This is a genomic window from Oleomonas cavernae, from assembly GCF_003590945.1.
GTDB classification, from domain to species: domain Bacteria; phylum Pseudomonadota; class Alphaproteobacteria; order Zavarziniales; family Zavarziniaceae; genus Zavarzinia; species Zavarzinia cavernae.
In genome coordinates this window covers 1,570,005-1,588,656 of record NZ_QYUK01000011.1, presented here as the reverse complement: position 1 = coordinate 1,588,656, position 18,652 = coordinate 1,570,005, and the positions used below count along the sequence as shown (strand labels likewise).

Annotated in this window: 19 protein-coding genes; 11 read left to right on the top strand and 8 right to left on the bottom strand. The window is 67.1% G+C overall.

Translation table 11 applies throughout. From position 1 onward, the window contains the following. Positions 1–59: 59 nt before the first annotated feature. From D3874_RS11345 to D3874_RS11330, 4 genes are all read left to right on the top strand, one after another. The gene (locus tag D3874_RS11345) at positions 60–1,244 is read left to right on the top strand and encodes an acyl-CoA dehydrogenase family protein (RefSeq protein ID WP_119778181.1); all 1,185 of its coding nucleotides are present in this window, start codon (positions 60–62) and stop codon (positions 1,242–1,244) included. A 51-nt stretch (positions 1,245–1,295) separates the two neighbouring features. Then, positions 1,296–2,207, top strand: a complete 912-nt coding sequence (locus D3874_RS11340; protein ID WP_119778180.1) for an SDR family NAD(P)-dependent oxidoreductase — start codon at positions 1,296–1,298, stop codon at positions 2,205–2,207. Between the two features lie 2 nt (positions 2,208–2,209). Continuing rightward, complete coding sequence (locus D3874_RS11335) at positions 2,210–3,418, top strand: DUF3047 domain-containing protein (RefSeq protein ID WP_119778179.1); 1,209 nt, start codon at positions 2,210–2,212, stop codon at positions 3,416–3,418. Positions 3,419–3,592: 174 nt separating this feature from the next. Beyond that, positions 3,593–4,465: a MaoC/PaaZ C-terminal domain-containing protein gene (locus D3874_RS11330; RefSeq protein WP_119778178.1), complete on the top strand. Its 873-nt coding sequence runs from the start codon at positions 3,593–3,595 to the stop codon at positions 4,463–4,465. 7 nt (positions 4,466–4,472) lie between these two features. On the opposite strand, the gene D3874_RS11325 is transcribed toward D3874_RS11330, so the two are convergent. The 6 genes from D3874_RS11325 to D3874_RS11300 all read right to left on the bottom strand — a co-directional run bounded on the left by D3874_RS11325 (position 4,473) and on the right by D3874_RS11300 (position 10,369). Further along, the gene (locus D3874_RS11325; protein WP_119778177.1) at positions 4,473–5,669 is read right to left on the bottom strand and encodes an EAL domain-containing protein; all 1,197 of its coding nucleotides are present in this window, start codon (positions 5,667–5,669) and stop codon (positions 4,473–4,475) included. A gap of 196 nt (positions 5,670–5,865) precedes the next feature. Further along, the gene (chrA, locus tag D3874_RS11320; RefSeq protein WP_119778176.1) at positions 5,866–7,272 is read right to left on the bottom strand and encodes a chromate efflux transporter; all 1,407 of its coding nucleotides are present in this window, start codon (positions 7,270–7,272) and stop codon (positions 5,866–5,868) included. Positions 7,273–7,283: 11 nt separating this feature from the next. After that, the gene (locus D3874_RS11315) at positions 7,284–8,093 is read right to left on the bottom strand and encodes a chromate resistance protein ChrB domain-containing protein (protein ID WP_119778175.1); all 810 of its coding nucleotides are present in this window, start codon (positions 8,091–8,093) and stop codon (positions 7,284–7,286) included. Between the two features lie 193 nt (positions 8,094–8,286). Continuing rightward, entirely contained in the window at positions 8,287–8,922 is a 636-nt protein-coding gene (locus D3874_RS11310; protein WP_119778174.1) for an OmpA family protein, read from the bottom strand. 97 nt (positions 8,923–9,019) lie between these two features. Next, positions 9,020–9,982, bottom strand: a complete 963-nt coding sequence (locus D3874_RS11305) for an alpha/beta fold hydrolase (protein ID WP_119778173.1) — start codon at positions 9,980–9,982, stop codon at positions 9,020–9,022. A 72-nt stretch (positions 9,983–10,054) separates the two neighbouring features. Beyond that, positions 10,055–10,369, bottom strand: a complete 315-nt coding sequence (locus D3874_RS11300) for an SCP2 sterol-binding domain-containing protein (protein WP_119782256.1) — start codon at positions 10,367–10,369, stop codon at positions 10,055–10,057. Positions 10,370–10,698: 329 nt separating this feature from the next. On the opposite strand from D3874_RS11300, the gene D3874_RS11295 reads away from it, so the two are divergent. Beyond that, complete coding sequence (locus tag D3874_RS11295) at positions 10,699–11,088, top strand: Zn-ribbon domain-containing OB-fold protein (protein WP_119778172.1); 390 nt, start codon at positions 10,699–10,701, stop codon at positions 11,086–11,088. Next, the gene (locus tag D3874_RS11290; RefSeq protein ID WP_199699022.1) at positions 11,088–12,242 is read left to right on the top strand and encodes a thiolase; all 1,155 of its coding nucleotides are present in this window, start codon (positions 11,088–11,090) and stop codon (positions 12,240–12,242) included. The genes D3874_RS11295 and D3874_RS11290 overlap by 1 nt, the downstream gene beginning before the upstream one ends. Positions 12,243–12,383: 141 nt before the next feature. Here D3874_RS11290 and D3874_RS11285 read toward each other — a convergent pair whose 3' ends face one another. Then, entirely contained in the window at positions 12,384–13,205 is an 822-nt protein-coding gene (locus D3874_RS11285) for an SDR family oxidoreductase (protein WP_119778171.1), read from the bottom strand. A gap of 72 nt (positions 13,206–13,277) precedes the next feature. Continuing rightward, positions 13,278–14,009 (bottom strand): YopT-type cysteine protease domain-containing protein, encoded by a 732-nt coding sequence (locus D3874_RS11280; RefSeq protein WP_158595941.1) that lies wholly within the window; start codon positions 14,007–14,009, stop codon positions 13,278–13,280. A 136-nt stretch (positions 14,010–14,145) separates the two neighbouring features. Here D3874_RS11280 and D3874_RS11275 point away from each other — a divergent pair, with 136 nt between their 5' ends. The 5 genes from D3874_RS11275 to D3874_RS11260 all read left to right on the top strand — a co-directional run bounded on the left by D3874_RS11275 (position 14,146) and on the right by D3874_RS11260 (position 18,617). After that, positions 14,146–15,537 (top strand): bifunctional enoyl-CoA hydratase/phosphate acetyltransferase, encoded by a 1,392-nt coding sequence (locus D3874_RS11275; RefSeq protein ID WP_119778169.1) that lies wholly within the window; start codon positions 14,146–14,148, stop codon positions 15,535–15,537. Positions 15,538–15,541: 4 nt separating this feature from the next. Next, positions 15,542–16,060, top strand: a complete 519-nt coding sequence (locus tag D3874_RS31575; protein ID WP_338016709.1) for a hypothetical protein — start codon at positions 15,542–15,544, stop codon at positions 16,058–16,060. Between the two features lie 14 nt (positions 16,061–16,074). After that, the gene (locus D3874_RS31570; RefSeq protein WP_338016708.1) at positions 16,075–16,728 is read left to right on the top strand and encodes an acetate/propionate family kinase; all 654 of its coding nucleotides are present in this window, start codon (positions 16,075–16,077) and stop codon (positions 16,726–16,728) included. A gap of 225 nt (positions 16,729–16,953) precedes the next feature. Further along, entirely contained in the window at positions 16,954–17,496 is a 543-nt protein-coding gene (locus D3874_RS11265) for a GNAT family N-acetyltransferase (protein ID WP_199699021.1), read from the top strand. Beyond that, on the top strand, positions 17,493–18,617 hold the full coding sequence (locus tag D3874_RS11260) for a DSD1 family PLP-dependent enzyme (RefSeq protein ID WP_119778167.1): 1,125 nt from the start codon (positions 17,493–17,495) through the stop codon (positions 18,615–18,617). The genes D3874_RS11265 and D3874_RS11260 overlap by 4 nt, the downstream gene beginning before the upstream one ends. The last annotated feature ends 35 nt before the right edge of the window (positions 18,618–18,652 follow it).

Below are 18,652 nucleotides of genomic sequence, written 5' to 3'. Positions count from 1 at the left end.
CGTCATGCTCGGCCAAACTCCGGCGACGAACAAGGCCAAGAGATCAAGGGAGAGGCGTCATGGAGCTTCGCTTCAGCGAGGCGGACGAGGCATTCCGCGCGGCAGTGCGGGATTTTCTCGAGCACAATCTGACCGATGAGCTGCGCGCCGCCGGCCGCGCCTCGACCAGCGCCTTTTCCGAGAAGCAATGGAACCTGGGCTGGCTGAAGATCCTCCATGCCAAGGGCTGGGCGGCGCCCGACTGGCCGGTGGAATACGGCGGCACCGGCTGGTCGATCTCCCAGCGCTATATCTTCGATACCGAATGCGCCCTGGCGGAAACCCCGCCGCTCAGCCCCATGGGCCTGCGCATGGTGGCGCCCGTGATCATGGCTTACGGCCGGCCGGACCAGAAGGCGTTCTACCTGCCGCGCATCCTCGCGGGCGAGGATTACTGGTGCCAGGGCTATTCCGAGCCGGGCTCGGGCTCTGACCTTGCCTCGCTGCGCTGCCGCGCGGTCAGCGATGGCGACGATTACATCATCGACGGCACCAAGATCTGGACCACCCAGGCCCATTTCGCCAACCGCATGTTCGCGCTCGTGCGCACCGACGCGACCGGCCGGCCGCAGGAGGGGATCACCTTCCTGCTGCTCGACATGGACACGCCCGGCATCACGGTGCAGCCGATCATTACGCTGGCCGGCGATCACGAGGTGAACCAGGTCTTCTTCGACGGCGTGCGGGTGCCCAAGGCCAACCGCATCGGCGGCGAGGGCGAGGGCTGGGCGGTGGCCAAGTACCTGCTGATCCACGAACGCGGCAGCACCTTCACCGCCCGCATCCGGGTCTCGCTGCAGCGCCTCAAGACGATCGCGGCCGAGACCGGCGCCCTGGAAGATACCGGCTTTCGGATGCGCCTGGCGCAAGCCGGGGTAACCCTGGAGGGCCTGGCCATGACCGAGTTGCGGGTCATGGCCGAGATCAGCAAGGGCGCCTTGATGGCGGCCGAATCCTCGATGATGAAGACCCTGGGCACCGAGCTGATGCAGAAGGTGAACGAACTGGGGCTGGAGGCACTGGAGAATTTCGCCATGCCCTACAGCCACCGCTGGACCATTCCCGGCGCCAACGACGTGCCGGCGGGGCCCAGGCAGGCGCCGATCCTGATCGGCCAGTACCTGAACAATCGCGCCGCCTCGATCTATGGCGGCGCCAACGAGATCCAGCGTAACATCCTGTCCAAGCTGGCCCTGGGCCTTTAGTGCTATTGGCATACCGACCCGCCAGAGGTTGGATCCGCAAGGGAGTGGAACATGGGGCTGCTGGAAGGCAAGGTCGTCATCGTCACGGGGGCTGGGCGCGGTATCGGGCGTGACATCGCCCTGATGGCCGCGGCGCAAGGGGCGCGCGTGGTGGTCAACGACCTGGGGGCCACGGCGTGGGGCGAGGGCGCCGACAAGACCCCGGCCATGGAAACCGTCGCCGCGATCAAGGACCTCGGCGGCGACGCCGTGCTGAACGGCGAATCCGTGGGCGACTGGGGGGCCGCGCACCGCATGGTCGAACAGGCGCTGGACACCTGGGGCCGGCTGGACGGCATCGTCAACAATGCCGGCATCCTGCGCGACGTCATCTTTCACAAGATGGCCGAGGAGGACTGGGACCAGGTGATCCTGGTCCACCTCAAGGGCGGCTTCAACATGAGCCGGGCGGCGGCCGGCCATTTCCGGGAGCACGAGCGCGGCGCCTATGTCCACATGACCTCGACCTCCGGGTTGATCGGCAATTTCGGCCAGGCCAACTACGCGGCCGCCAAGCTCGGCATCGTCGGCCTGTCCAAGTCGATCGCGCTCGACATGCAGCGCTACAAGGTGCGTTCCAACTGCATTGCGCCCTTCGCCTGGTCGCGCATGATCGGCTCGATCCCCATCGCCGACGAAGCCCAGGCGAGACGGGTGGAGCGGATCAAGCAGATGACGCCGGCCAAGATCGCGCCGCTGGCCGCCTACCTGCTGTCGGACGCGGCGGCGGGCGTGACCGGGCAGATCTTCTCGGTGCGCCACAACGAGATCTTCCTGTTCAGCCAGAACCGCCCCGTCCGCTCGGTCCACCGGGGCGAGGGCTGGACGCCGGAAACCGTGGCCGAACAGGCGATCCCCGCGCTGGCCACCAGTTTCACGCCGCTGGACCGTTCCGCCGACATCTTTTCCTGGGATCCCGTGTGACCATGACCGATGCACCCAAGACCCTGCCGCGGGCCTATACCCCATCCAAGGGCACCGAACTGGGAATCGCCGCGCGCCTGGGCCTGCGTACCTTACGCAAGCGCCTGTCGGGCAAGCTGGAGAAGGCGCCCGACCTGGCCGCGTTCCGCCGCTTCTTCACCGAGGCGGTGGGGAAGCTGTCGCCCGGCACGCTGGTCGATGCCAAGCTGGTCGACCTGCCGGCCAATCGCGCGCCCTGGACCGCGACGGGTATCAGGCTCGACGCGGGCGACAAGGTGACCACCTTTGCCATGGGCCGGGTCGACATGGCCAAGCCGCTGGATGTCTGGGTGGCGCCGCCGTTCCAGTTCTGGGCCAAGGTCGGCGATGGGCCGGTGTTCCGCGGCACCCGCGCCGGCCATTCCTATGTCGCCGATCACGGCGGCGACCTGTCCCTGGCCAGTTATTTCCCCGGCGAATGGGCCAGCCCCGACGGCCGCCTGGGTACCGACCCGGCCGATTTCGCCGCCATGGGCGGCGGCATGCTGGCAGCGGTGCTGGTATGGGCGGTGCCGATCGAGGAGGGCCTGCTGCGGCTGGCCGCCCTCGGCGACCATGAGGGACTCGTCGCTGGCGAACTCGATCGCCTGCGTCATGCCAAGGCACCGCCCGCGGGCTGGAAACACCTGTGGTACCTGGGCGACAGCGAGACCTTCTTCCGATGCGAGGAAGTGGGGCGGGCGCGGGCGATCGGCTGCGTTACCCACCGCGATGTGGCGATCCTGCAATACGATGTCGAGGCGCCGTTGGAACCCGGCCTGATGCTCGAATGGCAGTGGAAGGTCGATCGCCTGCCCACCAGCCTGCGCGAGGATTCGGTGCCCAGCCACGACTACATGTCGATCGCGGTCGAGTTCGACAACGGCCAGGATCTGACCTATTACTGGAGCGCCGCGCTGCCCGTGGGCACGGTCTATCACTGCCCGCTGCCCACCTGGAAGGACAAGGAAACCCATGTGGTCCTGCGTAGCGGGCCCCAGGGCCTGGGCACCTGGATCGCCGAGGCGCGCGATGTCCATGCCGACTATGCGGCCGCCCTGGGCGGTACCATCCCGGGCAAGGTGATCCGCATCTGGCTGATCGCCAACAGCCTGTTCGGCCGCGACCGGGGCGAGTCGACCTTTGCCGGGATCGAACTGGTCCAGGGCGGGCAGCGGATTCCGGTGGGGTAACCTGTGCCGGGGCGAGCATTGTGCGTCCTTCGAGACGCCACCTTTGGTGGCTCCTCAGGATGAGGAGAATCTTTATGCCACCAAGATTCTCCTCATCCTGAGGAGGGCGCGAAGCGCCCGTCTCGAAGGACGCACGATGGTACTGCCAGCCGTTGACAGGATAGGGGACAACCCATGGCGATCGTCTACGACAAGCTGTTGAACTGGTCGTTCCCGGACCTGGAACATCGCTATACCGCCAAGGACACGATCCTCTATGCCCTGGGCCTGGGCTGCGGCATCGATCCGCTGGATCGTGGCGACCTGGCTTACGTCTACGAGGCGGGCTTGAAGGTTCTGCCGTCGATGGCGGTGGTGCTGGGCTATCCGGGCTTCTGGCTGAAGGATCCCGCCACCGGCGCCGACTGGGTCAAGGTGCTGCACGGCGAGCAGAGCATCCGCATCCACGTCCCCCTGGCGCCGTCAGGCACGGTGATCGGCCGTTCCAAGGTCGATGCGATCGTCGACAAGGGGCCGGGCAGGGGCGCGCTGCTCTATTCCTCGCGGCGGATCATCGACAAGGCCAGCGGCACCTTGCTGGCCACGGTGAGCCAGACCACGTTCCTGCGCGGCGACGGCGGTTTTGGCGGGCCCTCGGGGCCGGTCAAGGAACCCTTCGCGGTGCCCGACGATCGCGCCCCCGATCTGGTCGCGGCTCGCCGGACCGCCGCCAATACGGCGCTGATCTATCGGCTGTCGGGCGATTTCAACCCGTTGCACGCCGATCCCGACGTGGCGGCAAAGGCCGGTTTCAAGGCGCCGATCCTGCACGGCCTGGCCAGCCTGGGCGTCGCCACCCGCGCCCTGGTCGACGCGGTCGCCGGCAATGATCCCACCCGTCTCAAGGCGCTCGACCTGCGCTTTACCGCGCCGGTCTATCCGGGCGAGACCATCGCCACGGAAATCTGGCGCACCGATGAGGCGGCCGTCTTCGCTTTTCGCGGGCGGGTGGTAGAGCGTGACCTGATCTGTCTCGGCAACGGCCGGGTGGAGATCGCTCAGGCCTGAGACCCGGTCAAGGCAGGTCGATTTTGCCCTGCCGCAGCAATTCGCCGAAGGCATCGGCCTCGACCGCGCGGCCGAACAGGTAGCCCTGGCCGTGGTCGCAGCCGAACTCGATCAGGCTGGCGCAGGCCTCGGCGTTTTCGACCCCCTCGGCCACGCACAGCAGGTCGAGATTGTGGGCAAGGTCGACGGTCGCCCGGACGATCACCCTGGCGTCGCGGTCGGTGCTCATGCGCTGCACGAAGGAGCGGTCGATCTTCAATTCCGAGAAGGGCATCGAATGCAGCACCGAGAGCGAGGAAAAGCCGGTGCCGAAATCGTCCAGCGACAGGTCGAAGCCCTTGTCGCGCAGCCAGGTCAAGGCCCGCAGCGCCGTCGAAATGTCGGACATGGCGGTCTGTTCGGTGATCTCGAAGCGGATCAGGCCGTGATCGACGCCATGGGCATTGAGGATCTGGGCCGCGCTGGGGCCAAATCCCGGATCGGCCGCGACGCTGGCTTCGAGATTGACCGAAATCTTGCACGGCGACAGGCCCGCCGCCTGCCAGCGCCGGATCGCCACTGCCGAGTCGAGCAGCATGCGGTCGGTCAGGCGGCGCCACAGGCCGGCCTGTTCGATCACGGGCATGAAGTTGCCGGTGGGCGTGACCGAGCCGTCGGGACGCTTCCAGCGCGCCAGGGCTTCGGCGCCGACGATCCGCCCCGAGGCGAGATCCACCTGGAGCTGGAAGAACGGCATGATTTCACCGCTCTCGATCGCGGCCGTGACGTCTTCGAGCGCGGCGGGGCGCGTCATCGCGACCGAATTCACCAGCGCCGCCGACAAGGCGGCATAAGAAAACGGCTTGCGGAAAATGGTCGGCCGATCGAGGCCGAAGCGCTGGGCAAGGTCCCGCGCCATGGCGATGTCGTGCTCGTTCGCCTCGCTGACCAGGAACAGCGGCCCGGCGTAGGCCAGCCGCGACAGCATTTCCGTGGTGTCGTGCGGGGTCACACCGGGCAGGTTGAGGTCGGCGACGACGGCGGCCGGCGGCGCGGCGCGGCAGGCCGCCTCGAGTTCCGTGATGGTATGCACGATGGTGATGCGCAGCCCGTCCCGGCCGATGCGGGCACGCAAAACGTCGACGATGTGGACATCGTCGTCGAGAATGACGACCGAGGCCTCTTTTCCCTCATCGCCGCTTTGCGCGTTCAGCATCGTCATCATGCTCAATGTTACAGACACGAGTTAATTGCCCGCATTGAACCAGCGCAAGGGCATTGAACATAAACGGATAATGGTTTTGCAAAGGTTCGGGGAATTCGTTTCGGCTTTCCGCGAATGTGAGCACCCTTTTGCACCGCCGTCTCCATAAAAGACACGGGGCCTCCCCGTTAACCATCCTGGGCTGTGGCGTTGGCCGTCAATGGGACAGCGTAACCAGGAGGACGGCGGCAACCGCGGACAGGGCCAGGGTCGGCAACATGCCGATGCCAAAGCGCAGCATCGCCAGCAAGGCGGCGATGCTGAGCAGCGTCGCGCGCCAATCCAGGCTGTCCAGCACCGGCAGGTCGGGGCCGATGCCGGCGACGGTGAATGGCCGCACCTCGTGGAAGAGCACGTGGAGGGCGAACCACAATGTGAGGTTGAAGATCACCCCGACGATGGCGGCGGTGATCGTCGACAGCGCCGCCGACAGTGCCTTGCTGCTGCGCAGCGATTCGACGTAAGGGCCGCCCAGGAAGATCCACAGGAAGCAGGGCGCGAAGGTCACCCAGGTGGTCAGCAGCGCCCCCAGGCACCCCGCCAGCATCGGGTCGAGGCCATGGGCCTGGCGGTAGGCGGCCAGGAAGCCGACGAACTGCAAGACCATGATCAGCGGACCGGGCGTGGTCTCAGCCAGGCCCAGGCCGTCGACCATTTCACCGGGCGCCAGCCAGCCGAAGCCCTCGACCGCCGCCTGCGCGACATAGGCGAGCACGGCATAGGCGCCGCCGAAAGTAACCACCGCCATGCCGCTGAAAAAGGCGCCGATCTGCGTCCAGACGCTGTCGCCGCCGGTCAGCAGCCACAGGGCGGCGACAGGCAGCAGCCACAGCGGCAGCCAGGTCGCCAGAACCCGCAGGGTGGCAGCGCGCGAGGGCTGGGCATGGCGCAATTCGCCACGTTCGAACATGGCGTCGACGACGCTGAACGACCCACCGCCCGCGACCACGCCCTTGGCGCCGTGGCCGGCCGCGGCAAACAGGTGCGGCGCCTGCTTGCTGCCGAACCATCCCAGCAGCCCGGCGGCAAGCACGATCGCCGGAAACGGGATGTTCAGGACGTAGATGCCCACGAAGGCCGCCACGGCGACCCCGGCCATCGCCCGGTTCTTGAGCGCCCGCCGCCCGATCCGCAACAGCGCTTCGACCACCACTGCCAGCACGGCGGCCTTCACCCCGAAGAATACCGCATCGACCAGCGGGGCATCGCGGTGGAGCACGTAGAGGATGCTGAGCCCTAGCATGACCAGGGCCCCCGGCAACACGAACAGGATCCCGGCGGCGAGACCGCCGGCGGTGCGATGCAGCAGCCAGCCGACATAGGTCGCCAATTGCTGTGCCTCGGGGCCCGGCAGCAGCGTGCAGTAACCAAGGGCGTGCAGGAAGCGCTGCTCACCGATCCAGCGGCGTTCGTCGACCAGGATGCGGTGCATCAAGGCGATCTGTCCCGCCGGGCCGCCGAAGCTGAGCAGGCCGATCCGCGCCCATACCCGCAGGCCCTCGGCAAAGCTGGGCACGGGCCCGGTCGGCTCCGGCGATGCCGTTTCGGCGACGGTGCTGGTCATGATCGGTTCCCTCACGCGGCCGCCGGCCAGTTGTGGGCTTCTGTATTAGCGTCGCGGCACCAGCGATAGAAGGCGTCATAAAGCGGCAGGCTGTGGGCCAGTTGGACCAGGTCGTCCTCGAACATGGCGGAATAGCCCAGCGCCGCGGCGAGCAGGCCGGCGGCCTGGGGCGCCAGGTCGAGACGGGCGGTGTCGGCGCCCCGCACGATCGCGGCGAGCCGGTCCAGGGCCGGGGATTGCAGGCCGAAGGCCGCGATCATGGTATCGAAGCTGCAACGCTCCCCGCGGTGACTCCAGAAGACATCGTCGATGTCGAAGGGCGTGGCGTCGAAACGCTCGGCCACGGCCAGCACCTCGGGCGTCGGCACGAACAGGAACACGGCCCGGGGATCGATGAAGCGGCGGATCAGCCAGGGGCAGGCGATCCGGTCCACCTTGGGCCGCGACCGGGTAACCCAGACGGTGCGGCCCTGCGCATCGCGCGGCGGCAGGTGGCGCGGCGCGACCAGCAGGCCTGCCTGGTCGCGCCAGGCTTCGAAACCGCCCTCCAGCGTGGCGGCATCGACCCCCGCATGGCGCAGCCAGGCCACGGTGCCGTGGCTTAACTTCTTACCCTTCTGGCAGACCACGACGACGCTGCGGCCGGCATAGTCGCCGGCCCATTGCGCGACCATGCGATGGTCGCGGCGGACCGAAGCGGGCAGGAAGCGGTCGTCATTGTCGACGTCTTCCTGGAGGCGCACATCGAGGATGGCGGGCGCGTCGGGCAGGCCGACCGACAGGGCCAGTTGTGTTGTGGTGATTTGAGGATTCGACAGCATGAGCGTCCATCTCCGCACTAAGCGCGTGGACGCGATCCTTGGGCTGCCGCCTGACGGGGTGATCGCGAGGGACCCCGTGGCGGCAAAACAAGCATGAAGACACCCGCGGCGTCAATCGGTGCCCAAGAATCGCGCCACGAATCGAAAGGGCCGCGGTCATGCCGCGGCCCTTCGTTGCCATCGAGCGGATTGGTCAGCTCGTATAGGGGCGGATGATGACTTCGACCCGGCGGTTCTGCTGGCGGCCGAAATCGCTGGCATTGTCGGCCACGGGCTGGGTCTCGCCCACGCCATAGGCGTTCAGGCGCTGGGCAATGACGCCGCGGGACATCAGGTAGCTTGCGACCGACGAGGCCCGGCGTTCCGAGAGCTGCTGGTTCATCTGGTCCGAGCCGACATTGTCGGTGTGGCCGACGACGTCGATCAGCGATTGCGGGTACTGCTGCAAGACGCCGGCGACCTGATCGAGCGGGTTGTAGAACTGCGGCTGGATTTCGGACGAGCCGGTGCGGAAGGTGATGCCGCCCGGCATGATCAGCTTGATATTGTCGCCGACGCGCTGGACCTCGATGCCGGTGCCGGCCACCTTCTGGCGCATTTCGGCTTCCTGGCGATCCATGTAGTAGCCGACGGCGCCGCCGGCCAGGAGGCCGATGCCAGCGCCGATCAGGGCGCCTTCGCCCCGGTTGCCGGCCACGGCCGCACCGATGCCGGCACCCAGCAGGGTACCGATGCCAGCCCCCGCGCCGGTGTTCGAGATCCGGCCATCTTGCGTGCAACCGGCGGCGAGGCCACCGACCAACGCAAGGACTACAGCCTTCTTCAACATGCGTAGCTCCTCATCGATCCGTTCGCGCGCGAACGCGAAAACGCCTTATCCTATTCACACCCAAGCACCGGACGCCAGAGCGCCCCTGTGACCTGGATCACAGACGCCCGAGATCACCAGGCCCCAGATCCGCGACCCGCCGCCGCAGCCAGTCGAGCATCAGGCGATTGGTCTGCGCCGGCTGCTCCTGCTGGATCCAATGACCGCACGCGGGAATCACATGCCGCTCCAGATCGCCGACATATTTAGCCATGCCCGCCGCCATCGATGGCGGCAAGAACGGGTCGTCGGCAGCACTGATCATCAAGCTCGGCACATCTATCCATTGCCTCAACCCGGCCGAAGCCGTCCAGTTCCGGGTGAAGTTGCGGTACCAGTTGATGCCGCCGGTAAAGCCGGTGCGGGAAAAGCTCTCGACATAGAAGGCACGCTCCTTAAGCGACAGGAACGTTTCGCCCGGCCAATTTCCTGCGGCCAGCGCCTTCAGCAGCTCCTGGCGCTCGCCCTGGGGGTCGGGGGCGCCGCCCCGGCGCAGGAAGAAGTCGACACTGCGCCCGACATCGGCCGCCAGGGCCCGGTCGGCAACCTCGGGCTGCTGGAAGGCGACGATATACATATCGTCACCATAGGCCGCGCGCATCAGGGCGATGGGATCGGCCGACAGGCGCGGGATGAACGGCGTGCATAGGCCGATGACCCCGGCCACCCTGTCGGGATGGCGCAGCGGCATCTGCCAGGTGATCAGGCCGCCCCAATCATGGCCGCAGAACACCGCCTTCTCGATCTCCAGGGCGTCGAGCAGGCCGACCAGGTCGCCAGTCAGGTGCGCCATGTCGTAGGCCTCGACCGCCGCCGGCCGGTCGGTCAGGCCATAGCCCCGTTGATCCGGGGCGATGGCGCGGAAGCCGGCCGCCGCCAGGGCGGGGAGCTGATGGCGCCAGGAATAGGCCAGTTCGGGAAAGCCGTGGCACAGGACGACAGGCAGGCCTTTGCCCTGCTCGTAGACGGCCATGCGGATGCCGTTGGCGGCAACGAAGCGGGGCGGCGGCAGGGCGCTCATGCGGTTGCATCGCTGTCGTGACCGGGCAGGTTCCGGCCACGACGAGGGTCGAGACGCTCGCTCAATCCAGGCTCACTTGCGGCCCAGGATGGGACCCAGCTTCATGGCCACCGCCATGTTCCCTTCGACCTTCAGCTTGCCCATCATGAAGGCGGTCGTGCCGTCCAGCTTGCCGTCGACCATCGCCATGAAATCGGCCAGGCCGACCTTGATCGTGCAGTCGGCCGGCTTGTCTTCGTTCGACACGGTGTTGGGTGTCGACTTGCCGTCGACATAGACGATGCCGTCGCCGTTGAAGTTGAACTTCAACGTGGCGCCCAGGCCCGAATTGTCGCCGACGCGAGCCTTCATTTCCTGTGTGATCTGGGTAACGGCATCCGCGCTCATCATTCTCTCCAGCCCCCGGCGGGGATCGCTCCGGTCAGTCGTCGAAAACCGCCATCCCTCGGGGCAGCGGCGGTTGTGGTGAGGATAGGGGCTTCACCGGCCCTGACAATCCCGCAAGCCCGGGTTGGCGGCAATTGAGCCGGCTTTTTCTGACCAAGTTGGGCAGGTCTGCGTCACTTTATTGCGGCGCACAGCACTTGACGTCGCGTCGCCATGAACCGTGCGCGGCGGGCTTTGTGCGGTGCAGCGCAGCGCGCCCTTGGCGGCATGAATTCACCTCGGCTAGGGTGCGGGCAAGGATACGAGGAGACGGCGATGGCGGGGAGAGCATGGCAGCGAAGGGGCCGGGATCGGAACGGCAATGGCGCGATGCCCTGGCCCAGGGCCGCTTCACCGTGCCGGTGTGCGATGCCTGCGGCCGTGCCCACTTCTTTCCCCGGGTGATCTGCCCCCACTGCGGTTCGAACACGATCACGATGCAGCCGGCCAGCGGCCGCGGCACGGTCTATTCGACCACGGTGCTGGCGCGCAAGCCCGACGAGGGCGGCGACCTGAACATCGCCATGATCGACCTGGCCGAAGGGGCACGCATGATGTCACGGGTGGACGGTATCGCCCCCGCGGCGGTCGCCATCGGCCTTGAGGTCGAGGCCCGGATCGTAACCGAGGGTGGTGCGCCCGTCGTGGTTTTCGTGCCCGCCGGCGGGGAGGGGCGCTGATGGCCGATCCCCGGATGCGCGGCACCGCCGCGATCGTCGGCGTCGGCCATGGCGGCATGGGCGAGGCGCCCGGCCGCAGCCATTTCGACATCATCGCCGATGCGACCCACGCCGCCCTGGCCGACGCCGGCCTGAAGCTGTCGGACGTCGACGGCGTGTTCAGCGCGACCATGATCAATTCGATGCCGGCGGTTTCGGTCACCGAATATCTGGGCCTGCGGCCCAAGGTGACCGAAGGCACCAATACCGGCGGCTCGTCCTTCCTCGCGCACCTGCAATGGGCGGCGCTGGCGCTCGATGCCGGCCTGTGCGAGGTGGCGCTGATCACCTATGGCTCGAACCAGAAGACCGGCGCGGGCAAGTTCGTCAGCACCAGCGAGGTGGTGCCCTTCGAGGCGCCGTACAAGCCGCGCTATCCGGTCTCGGCCTATGCCCTGGCCGCGGCGCGTCACATGTACGAATTCGGCACCACGCGCGAGCAACTGGCCGAAGTCGCCGTGGCCGCCCGGACCTGGGCCAATTTGAACCCGGAAGCCTATGCCACGGGGCCGCTCACGATCGACGACGTGCTGAATTCCCGCATGCTGTCCAGCCCGCTCACCGTGCGCGACTGCTGCCTGGTGACCGACGGGGCGGGCGCCATCATCATGGTCAAGGCCGACCGGGCGAAGGATTTCCCGAAAGCGCCGGTCTATGTCCTGGGCGTCGCGGCCGAGAACTGGCACCGCTGGGTCTCGTCGATGCCCGACCTCACGGTTTCCGCCGCAAGCCGCTCGGGCCCGCGCGCCATGGAAATGGCGGGTGTAACCCATGCCGATATCGACCTCACCATGCTCTACGATGCCTTCACCATCACCCCGGTGATGTTCCTGGAAGACCTGGGCTTCTGCCCCAAGGGCGAGGGCGGGCGCTTCGTGGCCGACGGCAAGCTGCGCCATGGCGGCGGCTTCCCGCTCAACACCAACGGCGGCGGCCTGTCCTGCGTCCATCCCGGCATGTACGGCCTGTTCCTGCTGATCGAGGCGGTGCGCCAGTTGCGCGGCGAGTGCGGCGCCCGCCAGCTCGACAACCCGCAAATCGCCCTGTGCCACGGCAACGGCGGCCACTGGTCCAGCCAGGTTACGGCGATCCTGGGGACGGGGGCGACGCTGTGATGACGACACGCCTTGCCCAGGCGCATTGCGTCCTTCGACAGGCTCAGGATGAGGAGGGGCTTTGTGGCGGAAAGATTGTCCTCATGGTGAGCCTGTCGAACCACGCAACTCAGGCGTCCGTGTCGCCCGGCACCGGCAGACCTACATCGCCTTCTCGGAATAGGCCCACAGCCAGGCGGCCAGTTCGGGATCCTGGCTGGTGGGCGAGGTTTTGGCCTTCTTGCGCTTGACGAAATACTCGCCGGTCACGCCCGCCAGTTCGGGCGCGGTCGCCAGCCACACGGCGGTGTCGGCGCCCTTGGCGCTGCTGATCAGGAACAGCTTGATGACGACCGCCAGCGGCTTGGGCAGTTCGGCCCAGATACCGGTCAGCACGGCGCCGGGATGGAAGGCGTTGACGGTGACGCGCGTCCCCGCAAGCCGCCTGGCCAGTTCGCGGGTGAACAGCAGGTTGGCGAGCTTGGCCTGGGCATAGCCCAGGAACGACAGCCGGTGGCGCGCGGGATCGGTGAAGCTGGCCTCGTCGATCTTGCCTTGGGTGTGGCCGACCGAACTGGTGACCACGATGCGGCCCTGCGGTGCTGCCTTGACCGCGTCGAGCAGGCGCTGGCTCAGCCGGAAATGGCCGAAATGCATGATCCCGATCATGGCCTCGAAGCCGTTCTTGAGCGTGCGCCGCTGATGGGCATAGAGGCCCGAATTCAGCATCAGCACGTCGATCACCGGCATCTTGGCCAGGAGTTCGCCCGCGAAGCGGTCGACATCGGCGAAGTCGCCAAGGTCCAGCGCCATCGCCTCGATCTGGGCGGACGGATTCTGCGCCTTGATGTCCTGGACTGCCGCCTGCGACTTGCCCTGATCGCGCGAGGCGATGATCACATGGTCGCCCTGTGCCGCCAGCGCCCGTGCCATTTCGAGGCCAATGCCGCTGTTGCCGCCGGTGATGAGGATATTTTTGTGCATGGTTGCCCGTTTCTCCTCAAGATTGTGGTGTTGTCGCGCCCAAGAATCAACGCCTGATGTAATGGCAGGGGTTCAGTTGAAGTGTCCCTTCTTGATCCGATGACCGGCTACAGCAGACCACGTCATGGTGAAATTGGCGAGGTGGTATTGGCTGTTGTCTTGACACAGGTAGGCGATGAACTGATTTGCTTCAGCAACGCAGCTCAGCTTGATCTCCCCGCGATTGGGATCAAAGAGGTACACTTCGGCCGGCGAGACAGCCTCCACGGCAATGGCATGATGGAAGCTGCCTCGACCGACGAGATCGTTGCCTGCCGGTGCAGTGGTGAATTGGCCGTTGAGGATGATCAGGCTGTATCCTTCCTTGTCCTTCAAGGCGCCTGTCTTGGCAGCGAGACTGTCCCTGTTGGTCAAGCCGGTCTCTTGTTTGATGCGGGCCACTGCCTCGTGCAGTTTGTTTTCCGTAGTCTTGTCGCGCTGGCACAATTGCATCGCGCGGACATCTTCGACGACGCGGCCCGAGCCTGGGTTGTCGTATTGGGACGCGGGGTTGGCGCGGCGTCCGGCTTTCAGCCAGGCCAGGAAATCCTCTCCCTTGGCTTTCTTGATAATCCACCATGCGGAAAGCCCGAAACATACACCAAACGAGGTCGATGTCCGCCCCCAGATGACCCATCGATCTCCCTCCTGCGTGAGCCGGGAGTCACTTGGAGCGGCCGGGCGGCTGGCTTGGGCTGCCGTTACATCGCCGGCATACCAACGAATATCCGCCCCTTGGCTGTATTCAAATACATAGTCGGGCATGGCTTTCCCCCCATTAATTTCTTGTTGGCCACCTTGCCGATACAATCTAGCCGATATTCGCCAAGTTGGGGATGGTGACGCCGATCTCGTGTCTGGCGATTGAGGCGGTAACATTCGCCCGCTAGGCTGCCGCCCCATGACGATGATCGAGAATCGACCCTTCGACGAGATCCAGGTGGGCGATGCCGCCGTGATCGAGCGTCGCCTCGCCCGCGAAGATGTCGCGACCCTGACCTCGCTGACCGGGGACCTCAATCCCTTCCTGGTCGATCCGGTCTTCGCCTCGGCGCACAAGTTCGGCGAACCGGTGGCGCCGGCCGCCTGGGCGCTGGCCCTGGTTTCGGCCGTGGTGGGCACGCGCCTGCCGGGGCCCGGCACCATCATCCTGTCGCAGACGCTCGATTACATCCGGCCGGTGGGCCTGGACGATGTGCTGACCCTGACCGTCACGGTGGCGGAGAAGGGGGCGGATCGCCGCGTGGTGCTGGCCATCGCCGGCATCAACCAGGCGGGCAAGGCGGTGATCGAGGGCAAGGTCGAGGTGATCGCCCCGGCCGAGAAGATCACCCGTAAGGCCGTGGGCCTGCCCGAGATCCGCCTGATGCGGCGCGGCGCCCGCCTGGCCGACCTGATCGAGCGGGCGGCGAAATTTCCGCCCCTGAAGGCGGCGATCGTCCACCCGTGCGACGAGGCCTCGCTGGGCGGCGCCCTCGATGCCCGGGACTTAGGCCTGCTGGAGCCGATCCTGGTCGGGCCCGAGGCCAAGATCCGCGCCGCCGCGGCCAAGCTGGGCCGCGACCTGGGGGCCTTGACCATCGTCGCCGTCGAGCACAGTCACGCGGCGGCCGACAAGGCCGTGGAACTGGCCCAGGAAGGTGTGGTCGATGCCCTGATGAAGGGCAGCCTTCACACCGACGAGTTGATGGCCGCCGTGGTCAGCCACAATGGCGGCCTGCGCACCGACCGGCGCCTGAGCCATGTCTTCGTCATGGATGTGCCGCGCTACCCCAAGCTGCTGCTGATCACCGACGCGGCGATCAATATCGCGCCGACCCTGGAGGAGAAGCGCGACATCGCCCAGAACGCGGTCGACCTGGCCCTGGCCTTAGGCATTCCGGTCCCCAAGATCGCGGTTCTCTCGGCGGTGGAGACCGTAACCTCGAAAATTCCCTCAACGGTCGATGCCGCGGCCCTGTCCAAGATGGCCGATCGCGGCCAGATCGTGGGCGGCGTGGTCGACGGGCCGCTGGCCTTCGACAATGCGATCTCGGCCGAGGCGGCCAAGACCAAGGGCATTACCTCGGCCGTGGCCGGCCAGCCGGACATCCTGCTGTGCCCAGATCTCGAGTCCGGCAACATGGTGGCCAAGCAACTGGGCTATCTGGCCGATGCGGAATCGTCCGGCCTCGTGCTGGGGGCCCGGGTGCCGGTCATGCTGACCAGCCGGGCCGACAGTGCCGCCGCGCGCGCCGCCTCGGCCGCCCTGGCCGTGTTGCGCGTGCGCTGCGCGCCCAAGAAGGCGGGCTGAAGCGATGGGGGCCGAAGCGATGGCGGGGGAAGGGGCAGTCATCGTCCTCAATGCCGGCTCGTCCAGCGTGAAGTTCCGCATCGCCGACGAGGCCGGCGCCCGCCTGCTGGAAGGCGCCGTCACCGGCCTGGGCACCGCCCCGGTCGCCAAGGTGAAGGATGCCCAAGGCAGGGCGGTGCCCATCGACCTGCCGGTCGAGGCGATCGATGAGCATGAGGAAGCCCTCGACCTGGTGCTGTCGCTGCTGGAGCGGCACCTGCCGGGCCGCCGCCTCCTGGCGGCCGGGCACCGCGTGGTCCATGGCGGGCTCGATTTTGCCGGGCCGGTGCGGATCGAGCCCCAGGTGCTGGAACAGCTCGAGAAACTGGTGCCGCTGGCGCCGTTGCATCAGCCGCACAATCTGTCGGCGATCCGGGCCCTGGCCCGCCTGCGCCCGACGCTGCCCCAGGTCGCCTGTTTCGACACCGCCTTCCACCTCAGCCAAAGCCGCCTGGTGCGCCTGTTCGGCATTCCCGCGCCCTGACAGACGAGGGGGTGATGCGCTATGGCTTCCATGGCCTGTCCTACCAGGCGATCGCCGAGCGGTTGCCGGCCGTCCTGGGGCCGCTGGCCCAGGGGCGGGTGATCGTCGCCCACCTGGGCAACGGCAGCAGCCTGTGCGCCCTGGCCGCGGGCAAGTCGGTCGCCACCACCATGGGCTTCACCGCGCTGGACGGCCTGGTCATGGGCACGCGCTCGGGCGCCATCGATCCCGGGGTCGTGCTCTACCTGCTGGAGCAGAAGGGTTACAGCCCGCGCCAGGTGGGCGATCTGCTCTACAAGGAGTCGGGCCTGCTGGGGGTTTCGGGGGTATCGAACGACATGCGCAGCCTGCTGGCCTCCGCCGAACCGGCGGCGGCGGAAGCGGTCGATTTGTTCGTGCATCGCATCCTGCGCGAGGTGGGCTCGCTGATGATGGCCCTGGGCGGGCTCGACGCCATCGTCTTCACCGCCGGCATCGGCGAAAATGCCGCCCCGATCCGCGCCAGGGTGATGGCAGGCCTGGAGTTTCTGGGCGCGCGCCTCGATCCGGCGGCAAACGGCGGTCACGGCCCCCGCATCACCCGGGCCGACAGCGCGATCGCCGGCTTCGTGGTGCCGACCGATGAAGAAGGCGTCATCACCCGCGAGACCCTTGGGTTGCTACCCTGAGGGGCGGATCGACGGAAAGCAGCCGGGTTACGCAATCTTGGATTGAATCTGGCCTTGTCGAAATGCTGCGGTTTTATGTCGCGCCGCAATAAAGTGGGGGCGGTGAAGCGACGGTTACGCTTGCGGTTTTGCCCTCGCGGCGGGCGACCTTAGACCAAGGACGCATAGGCGGCCGTAAATCCAGCCATGGCATGTCAATTTGCCGCTGGGTATGCTTCGAGTCGCATGATCGCGATCAGAACTCTCGATGCGGCCGAATCGTGGGCCGCCATCCCGGCACTGGCAGACCTCCTCGTCGAGGCGGTCGATGCCGGGGCCTCTGTCTCGTTCATGGCGCCGCTGGATTTTGGCGAGGCCGTCGGTTTCTGGACCGAAATCGCCGGCAGCGTCGATATCGGGCGCCGTATCCTGATCGTCGCCGAACAGGACAAGCGCCTGGTCGGCATGGTCTATCTCGACCTGATCCCGGTCCCCAACCAAAGCCACCGGGCGGAAATCGCTATGCTGATCGTGGCGCTGGAAGTGCGCCGCCACGGCGTCGGCAAGCGCCTGATGGTGGCGGCCGAGGCGGCCGCGGTTGCCGCCGGGCGCAGCCTGCTGACCCTGGACACAAGGGCCGGCGACAAGGGCGAGCGGCTGTACCGGGCCATGGGCTGGACCGAGATCGGCCGGGTGCCGCGCTATGCCCGTGCCTCCAACGGCAAGCTGGAGGACACCGTGTTCTTCTACAAGGAACTGGCCGTCGCCAAGGAAATGGCCGCGGAATGACCCATCCCAATGCCCATCTGATCGGGCAGCAGGGCGGGCGCCGGGCTCTGGCCACCCCGGCCCTGGTGCTGGACAAGGCGGCCTTCGAGGCCAATATCGCGGCGATGGCGGCAGCAGCCAAGGCGTCCGGCCTCGCCCTGCGGCCCCATGCCAAGACCCATAAATGCAAGTCGGTCGCCGCGCGCCAGCTTGCCGCGGGCGCGGTCGGCCTGTGCGTGGCCAAGACCGGCGAAGCCGAGGCGCTGATCGACACGCCGGGCCTGAAGAGCCTGCTGATCACCTCGCCCGTGCTGGGTCCGTCGGCGCCCAACCGGGTGGCAGCGCTGGCCTCGCGCATCGACGAGTTGCTGGTGGTCGCGGACTCCGACCTGGGCGCGGACGCCCTGTCGCGGGCGGCGGTGGCGACCGGGGTTACCCTGGGCGTGGTGGTCGACGTCGACCCGGGCATTCACCGCACCGGCTGCGCCGGGCCGGACGCGACGGTGGCCCTGGCCCAACGGGTGGCCGGCCTGCCGGGCCTGCGCTTTGCCGGGCTGCAATGCTATGCCGGCCATGCCCAGCACATCGAGGACTATGAGACCCGGGTGGTCATCGGCCAGATGGCCCTGGCCGACCTAGCCGAGAGTGCGGCGCGGCTGACCGCGCTGGGCCTGGCGCCGCCGATCCTGACCGGCGGCGGCACGGGAACCTTCGCCATCGAGGCCGGCCTGGGCGTCCTGACCGAGCTTCAGGCCGGCTCCTATGTCTTCATGGATGTCGAATACGATGCCGTCGTCCTGACCCAGGGCGGCGCCTCGCCGTTCCAGCCGGCCCTGCTGGTCGAGGCCCGGGTGATCAGCGCCAATACCGCCGACTTCGTGACGATCGACGCCGGGTTCAAGTCCTTCGCCACCGACGGGCCAAAGCCCGTGGTGATCGGCGGCGCGCCGGCGGGAAGTGAATATGCCTTCATGGGCGACGAGCACGGGGCGATCTTCGCGCCCCTCGCCCTGGGCAGCACGGTGACCTTGCAGGTTCCCCACTGCGACCCCACCGTGAACCTCTACGATTTCATCCATGTGGTCGACGGCGACACGCTGGTCGACCTGTGGCCGATCGAGGCCCGCGGTCGTTCCTATTAGCGCGTCATCCCGGCGAAGGCCGGGATCCATTCTGG

What these genes read in the sequence shown, in the direction of transcription:
- D3874_RS11345 (WP_119778181.1), top strand. Translation starts at nt 60, where the DNA reads ATGGAGCTTCGCTTCAGCGAGGCGGACGAGGCATTCCGCGCGGCAGTG.
- D3874_RS11340 (WP_119778180.1), top strand. Translation starts at nt 1,296, where the DNA reads ATGGGGCTGCTGGAAGGCAAGGTCGTCATCGTCACGGGGGCTGGGCGC.
- D3874_RS11335 (WP_119778179.1), top strand. Translation starts at nt 2,210, where the DNA reads ATGACCGATGCACCCAAGACCCTGCCGCGGGCCTATACCCCATCCAAG.
- D3874_RS11330 (WP_119778178.1), top strand. Translation starts at nt 3,593, where the DNA reads ATGGCGATCGTCTACGACAAGCTGTTGAACTGGTCGTTCCCGGACCTG.
- D3874_RS11325 (WP_119778177.1), bottom strand. Translation starts at nt 5,669, where the DNA reads ATGATGACGATGCTGAACGCGCAAAGCGGCGATGAGGGAAAAGAGGCC.
- chrA (WP_119778176.1), bottom strand. Translation starts at nt 7,272, where the DNA reads ATGACCAGCACCGTCGCCGAAACGGCATCGCCGGAGCCGACCGGGCCC.
- D3874_RS11315 (WP_119778175.1), bottom strand. Translation starts at nt 8,093, where the DNA reads ATGCTGTCGAATCCTCAAATCACCACAACACAACTGGCCCTGTCGGTC.
- D3874_RS11310 (WP_119778174.1), bottom strand. Translation starts at nt 8,922, where the DNA reads ATGTTGAAGAAGGCTGTAGTCCTTGCGTTGGTCGGTGGCCTCGCCGCC.
- D3874_RS11305 (WP_119778173.1), bottom strand. Translation starts at nt 9,982, where the DNA reads ATGAGCGCCCTGCCGCCGCCCCGCTTCGTTGCCGCCAACGGCATCCGC.
- D3874_RS11300 (WP_119782256.1), bottom strand. Translation starts at nt 10,369, where the DNA reads ATGAGCGCGGATGCCGTTACCCAGATCACACAGGAAATGAAGGCTCGC.
- D3874_RS11295 (WP_119778172.1), top strand. Translation starts at nt 10,699, where the DNA reads ATGGCAGCGAAGGGGCCGGGATCGGAACGGCAATGGCGCGATGCCCTG.
- D3874_RS11290 (WP_199699022.1), top strand. Translation starts at nt 11,088, where the DNA reads ATGGCCGATCCCCGGATGCGCGGCACCGCCGCGATCGTCGGCGTCGGC.
- D3874_RS11285 (WP_119778171.1), bottom strand. Translation starts at nt 13,205, where the DNA reads ATGCACAAAAATATCCTCATCACCGGCGGCAACAGCGGCATTGGCCTC.
- D3874_RS11280 (WP_158595941.1), bottom strand. Translation starts at nt 14,009, where the DNA reads ATGCCCGACTATGTATTTGAATACAGCCAAGGGGCGGATATTCGTTGG.
- D3874_RS11275 (WP_119778169.1), top strand. Translation starts at nt 14,146, where the DNA reads ATGACGATGATCGAGAATCGACCCTTCGACGAGATCCAGGTGGGCGAT.
- D3874_RS31575 (WP_338016709.1), top strand. Translation starts at nt 15,542, where the DNA reads ATGGGGGCCGAAGCGATGGCGGGGGAAGGGGCAGTCATCGTCCTCAAT.
- D3874_RS31570 (WP_338016708.1), top strand. Translation starts at nt 16,075, where the DNA reads ATGCGCTATGGCTTCCATGGCCTGTCCTACCAGGCGATCGCCGAGCGG.
- D3874_RS11265 (WP_199699021.1), top strand. Translation starts at nt 16,954, where the DNA reads ATGATCGCGATCAGAACTCTCGATGCGGCCGAATCGTGGGCCGCCATC.
- D3874_RS11260 (WP_119778167.1), top strand. Translation starts at nt 17,493, where the DNA reads ATGACCCATCCCAATGCCCATCTGATCGGGCAGCAGGGCGGGCGCCGG.